Source organism: Cellulosimicrobium funkei (assembly GCF_004519295.1).
Taxonomy (GTDB): Bacteria; Actinomycetota; Actinomycetes; order Actinomycetales; family Cellulomonadaceae; genus Cellulosimicrobium; species Cellulosimicrobium funkei.
Genome location: NZ_SOZH01000012.1, coordinates 118,080 through 124,658 on the forward strand (window position 1 = coordinate 118,080; position 6,579 = coordinate 124,658).

A 6,579-nucleotide genomic window follows, 5' to 3' on the forward strand; every position below is an offset into this window, starting at 1 on the left:
CACGGCGCCCACACGCCTACTCGGGGGGCGCGAACAACCCGTCGCCGTCGTCGGGGAGTGCCTCGATGACCGTGTCCAGTGAGGCGAGGCCATGGAGTGCGCGCGCGTCTGTCTCGGTCCGAACGATGTTCTCGGCGAGAGCCATCTCGGGCGTCGACTCGATGGACTCGCCACGAGGGTGCGCCTCCCAGGACGGTTCGTAGACGCTCCACGCGACCAGCTCTCGAGCCTCCTGCTTGATCGGGATGTGCTGAGCCGCTGGACTCACCTCCTCGAGTTCGTCGGCGACCTCCCGGATGGTCGCTCCCTCGGCGAGGCGATGCTCCCGGTAGATCTCGGGAGGGAATCCTAGGGCGAGCTCGATGGCAGCTTTCCGTACGTCTACCCCTGATTGCCAGGCCTTCGCGCGGTGCGACGCGCGGACTGCACGCACGTAGCCAGCGGGGTCGAGAAGGGCATCGAACCGGGTCGCGAGAGCTGTGGCGATGGTGCCAACGAATGCGGTGATGGTCGCGGGGTTTCGGTAACTGAGTGATCGCACGGCGATCAACTCGTGCTCGATGAACGCGACGAGCGGGCCAACTGGAACGGACCCGCCGCTCTTCTGCCGGAGACCTTGCAGGGGCTCCGGCAGAGGCGTGCGCGCCGCGACGAGGAACGCGTCGAGCTCCGCGGAAGGCCTGACGACGATGCGTGCGCCCTCTTCGCCACGAGGGCGCGACGTGCGGCCGGTCCTACGGTCGCGGACGACTGGACGCCCGGCGTATTCCTGCCAACCGGTGTAGCTCGTTGCGAGTGTCGTCGCGGTCATCAGCGACATGCTTCGGACCCACACGATCGGCAGTCGTTGGACCGCTGCACCGGATAGGCCGGGCGCCGTGTCGCACGCGATGAGGACCGCACCGTTCTCCATGAGCGCTGAGCGTAGGCCCACGGGCGGCCGTGCGCGCCATGCGCGGGGGTGACAGCGGTTCGTCCATCGTGAGGAAGCCGGGGGCGGGGACGCCGCCCCCGGCTGCGCCCCCGGTTAGGCGGCGAGTCCCGCGTCGGCCAGGACGGTCGCGAACTTCCGCACGGAGGCGGGCGGGGTCGCGCCCGCGGGGCGCGCCAGCAGGAGGGGCCGGGCGCTCGCGGCGGCGACGTCGCCCTTGCCGTGGTCGGCGGCGGTCGCGAGGACCTTCCAGGCCGCGTTCCACGCCGTCTTGGTGGTGGTCGCGGTGCAGTGGGCGACCACGGCCGAGAGCACGGCCCAGGCCCGGGCGGGGTCGAGCCCGTCCCAGGGGACCGACTCGGGGTCGTCCACGACGTCGGCGGGGTGGGGCAGGTCGTTCTCGTCGCGCCACGTGATGAACTCGCTCGCAGGTCCGTCGCCGACGAGGCCTCCGAGCGCGAGCATCACCGCGTCGGTGTCCTCGGGGTCGAGGATCGACAGCACGTCGGCCCCCATGGTCCACGTGCGGTTCGAGGCCCACGCCCGCCCGGCACGGGCCGGGTCGTCGGGCATCGCGTGCAGCAGCTCTGGCCGGAGCCGGATGAAGGTCGCGACCTCCGCCCGGGCCTGAGCCTGCCGGGCCGGGCCGGCCTCGAACACCCGCCCAGGGGCGGGGAGCGGGAAGCCGGAGAGCATGCCGTCGATCCACGTCTCGTGGGTGGGCGCGTGGTCGACGTGCAGGAAGCGGTTGGCGGCCGGTGCGGGCAGGTCCCAGCCGTCGGCGGCGTGCTCGGGCGGGTTCGCTGCGGCGATCACTCGGACCGAACGCGGCAGGGCGAGGTCTCCGACGACGCGGTCGAGCGTGACGCGGAGGGCAGCGGCCTGGACGGCGGGCGGTGCCGAGGACAGCTCGTCGAGGAACAGCAGGCCGCCCTCGTCGGTGTTGAGGTTCACGGCCCAGGCGGGAGGCGCGAGGCGCACGCCGCCGTCGCTGACCACCGGGAGGCCTGCGAGGTCGGACGGCTCGCGCACCGACGTGATCACCGTTTCCAGGTGCAGGCCCTCGGCTCGCGCCATCGAGTTGACCAGGGACGACTTCCCGATCCCGGGTGCGCCCCAGAGCAGCATCGGGACGTTCACGCGGCCGGCCGCGATCAGGACGGTCACCAGCGGGTTCGTCTCGCGCTGCAGGACGGGCAGGTTCATGAGGTCTCCATTCCTCTTGTTTGCTGACATCGTCAGACTATACCCAGCCACCCACACGACCACGCTGGATGCACGGCTGCCTACGCTGCCCGGATGCCCAATGCGAGCAGGAGCGGGGCCAGAACGATCGGCACGTCCGACGCGGACCCAGTCACCAGAAGGGTGATCGCGGCGACAGCCCCGAGGACGAGGAACGGAACCCAGGGATCGCGATCGCCAGGTAGAGCACCGGTCGCGGAAGTGCGCTTGGGCTTCCGCTGTGGGGTCTTCTTCATGATGTGCTCCCGTCGTCGTGCCGACCCGAGTGGTCTGCGGCCCTGGAACCCATCGTGAGCAGCCGACCAATCCGCCGCTGTCAACCTTGCGTTGACAGCACGTGGGACTCTGGGTGGTATGTCGCCTTCCGAAGAGATGATTCGGTCGCTACTCCTCCTGCGCGCCGAAATCGCGGCGGAAGTTGCTGCGAGGATGCTCAGTCTCATTACGCCGCGACTAGGCACAGGGGATTCGATCGATTCGTGGGAAATGGATGTCGACGACCTCCGTGACATCGAGGCAATCAACTGTGCGTTGCTCCAGTTCTCTGGGATGTCGTGGGATGCGCTCGCGGCCACGACTGAAGGTCAAGTAAGTCGACAAGCGCTCCATCGAAGGATCGCCCCGCGCTCAGACAGGCTGCGGGCGTTTGCATCAGCCGAGCTTGATGGCGGGTACGCCACGCTGAGCGAGACCCTCGAGGAAATCAGAGATCTTGCCTCGATCGTTTCCGACGACTTCCCTGGAGATCTGTCGGCCGCTGTGGACGCTATCGTCCGTCGTCGCAACGACAGAGAATGGTGGGCCGATCGTGGCCGCGTGTTCGGCCCGCTGCTCGACGAAGAGGGGGCCGCGAACCTGGGTGGAGACGAGCTGGCCGTTCGGATCGTCTACGTCAACCACTACGGCGCGCCCGGCGACGACGTCGTGGTTCGACTCAATCTGCCTGACGGGCTGCGCTACATAAAGGGCACGGGGTCAATCTCTATTGAAACCCCGCGCGGGTTGAAGACACTGCGGATCGGCGACGCGGCAGTGAAGAATACGGGACTAAGTGTGGGTGCCCATCTAGATGGCGAGACTCACGCGTTCACGTTCTCGTTCCAGATGACAGTTGACTACCTGAATCCCAACGTTCGCAGCGACCCGGAGTGGCTGACAAGAAAGCAGATCGTGACCGTTCTCTTGAACAGGCGACGATGCAAGGTGGCGGCCTCGCAGAACGAGGGCGATGGGCAGGTTGTCCTCTACGCCCGACCTCCGTGGTCGGACTAGGGGAGAGCTGCGAGCCGGCGCCTGTTGCGGGATGAGCCGCGAGCGCCGACAAGGAGACGGGTCAACGCCGCCAGTAGGCCTGCGTGAGCTTGTCGCTGACGACCTTGATGAGGGCGCGGGCCTCGGCCTGGGTTCGGGTGCGCTGGACGATGGCGAGGAGGGGTGCGAGGGCGTCGTCGAGCTCGGTCGACTTGGCGTGGCGGCGCTCGGCTGCTGCCTCGGCGACGACGGCGCGGGTGTGCTGGTCCTCGGCTTGCCAGAGGGCGATCTGGTCGGGGTCGGCGTCCTTCGTGCCGCTGTAGCGCAGCGTGTGCGGGTTGACGCTCACCGTCGCGCCGTCGATGGAGCCGTCGACGGTGTAGGTGCCGCCGATGGCGGAGCCGGCGAGCTTGGCGTAGTACAGCGGCCGGTCGTGGTCGAGCCGCCACTCGTGGATGGCCTTGTTCTTCGTGTCGAGTCGGCGTCCGGCGTAGATGAGCGTGATGGGCGTGGGCATCGTGGGGTTCCTCCGGGCCGGGGCGCTCGCGGGCGTGGTGGCCGCGAGCGCCGCGGGTTCTGTGGTGGGTGTTGGTGCGTCGGTCAGACGAACTCGATGTCGACCTCGGCGGGGATCGGCAGTTCGGCCTGGCACCAGTTGCAGACCAGTCGTTCGTCGCCGTCGCCGGTTTCGGAGAACGACTCGGACCCGTGCCAGGACGCCGCGACTGCGGTGGGGACGCCGTGCTCGTCGACCGTGACGGAGGTGCCCCACCAGCGCAGGTACCCGTCCTCTTGAAGTTGCCACTCGTGTGACCCGTCGCCGCGCACGTCGAAGGTGGCTCCGGGGCCGCCGGGGCGGCGGATCTTGCAGGGCTGCTGGGCTCGGGCTTCGGCCTGGGCGTGGTCGTAGCGGTCGAGCTCGTCCTGTGCCTGGGTCAGCCACGTGCGCAGGTCGGCGGCCGTTCCGGCGAGGACTCCGACCTCGTCCCCGGCGAACGTGAGCGCGACCTCGGTGGGGACGGTGTCCTCGTCGGCCAGGGCGTGGGGCTCGGCGTCGGTGTCGGGGTTCCAGTGCTGGCCTGCGGTGCGCAGGGTGGGTCGTCCGGAGTATGGGCCCAGGCCGTACCACTCCACTCGGGTGCTCATGGTCAGTCCTCTCGTCGATGTGTGTCCGCCGCTGCGGTGTGAGGGCGGGCGCTCGCGGCTCGGGCCGCGAGCGCCGTGGGGTGGTCAGGGGGTGGGGGAGCAGTCGCCGGGGTGGGCGTGGGGGAGGTTGCAGAGCCAGGTGGGCTGGTCGTCGTGGCGGTGGAGGGTGAGGCAGCGGGTGGGGTCGATGGGCTCGTTGAAGAGGCCGAGCGCGTCGACGGTGAGGATGACCTCGTAGGCGTCGGTGGGCGGGTCGCCCCAGGACAGGCCGCCGCTGGCGAGGTACCAGGTCTTGTGCTCGTCGATGTAGAGGGTGGTGACGTCGCGGGGGAAGGCGACGAAGGGTGCGGTCGTGCCGTCGCGGCGGGTGATGGTGTCGGGCTTGAACCAGTCGAGGAACTCGTCGAGGTGGGCGAGAACTCGGGCGGGGTCGGGGTTCCAGGCGCCGTGCTCGTCCTCGGTTGCGAGGCCGTAGTCCGAGGCGATCGTGGTGAGCAGGTCGGGGTCTTCGGCGGTGAGGGCGTCGAGGCGGGCGGTGGCGGTGGCGCGCATCTTCGGCCAGTGCTGGATCGGGTCGACCGGGTGGTTGTCGGTGGTGTGCGGGTAGCGGGTGATCGCGATGGTCATGTCTGCGCCCATGTGGTCGCTGGCCTCCTGAGGGTCCGAGTGTGGAGGAACGCGCCGCGGGGACGCGTGCCCTAGTGCTCCTTGTTTGCTGACATATTCATTCTACGTCTGGCCACTGACATCGCAAAAGTAACGAATCAATAACGACGAGCCGCGACGGGGGTTTGGGCAGCCGCGGGGCGGGGGAGTGTCAGTGGTGCGGCATAGAATGGATATGTCAGCAAACAAGGGAGCCAGAGTGACCCAGAGCCTCACCACTACCGACCGGCCGGACGCCACCCCCATCCCCGGCGAGTTCGGCCCCGAGCCCTCCGCCGCATGCGGCAGCGGCCAGCACTGGACGCACGCGCTGTGCGACGGCCGCACCGACCACGACACCCCGTGCGCCTGCACCTGCCACGCAGCGCCCGGCCCCACCTGCCCCGACCCGAGCACGTGCCTCGCCCGCACGACCTGCGGCGGCTGCGGAGAGCCCCTGTGCCACGACCACGGCCCCGCCGACACGTTCGAGTGCCTGCACATCGGCCTCACGCACGCCGAGTGCCACACCGACAGCGCGTGCGGCGCCCTGGCCGCGTGCACCTACGACTGCTGAGAGGAGCCCCCATGGACCTGGTCGCGATCCAGCAGCGCGAGGCCACCTACGCGCTGTGGCGCGAGGCCCAGCACGAGCGCGAGGCCGACCCCTGCCGCAACTGCCGCGGCTGCCCGGACTGCGTCCCCATCGACGAGAGGAACCACCGATGAGCACCCCCACCCCTCACCCCACCAGTCCGACCCTGCGCGTGCGCATCTACCGCTACGAGCAGGTCGGGCCCGAGCGCCTGATCTTCGAGGGCGAGCGCACCGACCCCAAGTGCCCCATCCCCTTCAAGGGCAACATCGAGGCCGCCGAGGCCCTCGGCCCGGCCATCGGCGACAGGTTCATCGTCGGCCGCGGAGACTGCTACTTCGCCGTCGTGGTCGCCACCCCCACCAGCGGCGGGTGGTTCACCACCTACGAGTGCCACTGCCACGCCGTCGAGCGCGCCCGCGCGGCTCTGCCGCGCACCTGCCCCGGCCACCAGGCCGGGGAGATCCTCGGCGCGGAGTACATCACCCGCGTGGACGGCGAGCCGATGAAGATCGGGCACTGGTGCGGCACCCCCACCGACCCCTGCATCCCCGGTGAGGTGACCCCCTACTGCCGAGCCGTCTCGACCCCATGAGCTCGAGCGAGCTCGCCCCTGCGAGGCGGACCTGCCGCCAGCCGCCGGCCCCGCTCAGCCACGCACGACCGAGTGCGCGGCCCGCGCAGCGGGCCGACCCAGGATCCACCCGGGCCGCCCCGGCGGCCCGGCCAGCACCTCCGCGCGCAGCGCGGAGACCCGGAGGGTCGG

General features: G+C 69.8%; 9 protein-coding genes. 4 read left to right on the forward strand and 5 right to left on the reverse strand.

Going from position 1 to position 6,579, the window contains the following annotated elements; genetic code table 11:
• Positions 1-16: 16 nt before the first annotated feature.
• Both E1O70_RS18705 and E1O70_RS18710 read right to left on the reverse strand, forming a co-directional pair.
• Positions 17-811 carry a hypothetical protein gene (locus E1O70_RS18705; RefSeq protein ID WP_128957755.1) on the reverse strand — a complete coding sequence of 265 codons (795 nt, stop codon included), beginning with the start codon at positions 809-811 and terminating at the stop codon, positions 17-19.
• A gap of 216 nt (positions 812-1,027) precedes the next feature.
• Positions 1,028-2,167, reverse strand: coding sequence for an AAA family ATPase (locus tag E1O70_RS18710; RefSeq protein WP_240696766.1), 1,140 nt, complete (start codon positions 2,165-2,167; stop codon positions 1,028-1,030).
• Positions 2,168-2,530: 363 nt separating this feature from the next.
• Here E1O70_RS18710 and E1O70_RS18715 point away from each other — a divergent pair, with 363 nt between their 5' ends.
• On the forward strand, positions 2,531-3,448 hold the full coding sequence (locus E1O70_RS18715; protein WP_061269329.1) for a hypothetical protein: 918 nt from the start codon (positions 2,531-2,533) through the stop codon (positions 3,446-3,448).
• Positions 3,449-3,509: 61 nt separating this feature from the next.
• Here the strand turns inward: E1O70_RS18715 and E1O70_RS18720 are convergent, their stop codons facing one another.
• From E1O70_RS18720 to E1O70_RS18730, 3 genes are all read right to left on the reverse strand, one after another.
• On the reverse strand, positions 3,510-3,944 hold the full coding sequence (locus E1O70_RS18720) for a hypothetical protein (RefSeq protein WP_061269330.1): 435 nt from the start codon (positions 3,942-3,944) through the stop codon (positions 3,510-3,512).
• A gap of 83 nt (positions 3,945-4,027) precedes the next feature.
• A complete protein-coding gene (locus tag E1O70_RS18725) occupies positions 4,028-4,573 on the reverse strand; it encodes a hypothetical protein (protein ID WP_061269331.1) in 546 nt (181 codons plus the stop codon).
• Between the two features lie 84 nt (positions 4,574-4,657).
• On the reverse strand, positions 4,658-5,200 hold the full coding sequence (locus tag E1O70_RS18730; RefSeq protein WP_061269332.1) for a hypothetical protein: 543 nt from the start codon (positions 5,198-5,200) through the stop codon (positions 4,658-4,660).
• A 238-nt stretch (positions 5,201-5,438) separates the two neighbouring features.
• On the opposite strand from E1O70_RS18730, the gene E1O70_RS18735 reads away from it, so the two are divergent.
• The 3 genes from E1O70_RS18735 to E1O70_RS18740 are packed head-to-tail and all read left to right on the forward strand — an operon-like array spanning position 5,439 to position 6,408.
• Positions 5,439-5,795, forward strand: a complete 357-nt coding sequence (locus E1O70_RS18735; protein WP_061269333.1) for a hypothetical protein — start codon at positions 5,439-5,441, stop codon at positions 5,793-5,795.
• 11 nt (positions 5,796-5,806) lie between these two features.
• The gene (locus tag E1O70_RS20015; protein ID WP_157464325.1) at positions 5,807-5,947 is read left to right on the forward strand and encodes a hypothetical protein; all 141 of its coding nucleotides are present in this window, start codon (positions 5,807-5,809) and stop codon (positions 5,945-5,947) included.
• Positions 5,944-6,408, forward strand: a complete 465-nt coding sequence (locus E1O70_RS18740) for a hypothetical protein (RefSeq protein WP_061269334.1) — start codon at positions 5,944-5,946, stop codon at positions 6,406-6,408. Before E1O70_RS20015 ends, E1O70_RS18740 begins: the two co-directional genes overlap by 4 nt.
• Positions 6,409-6,579 lie beyond the last annotated feature (171 nt).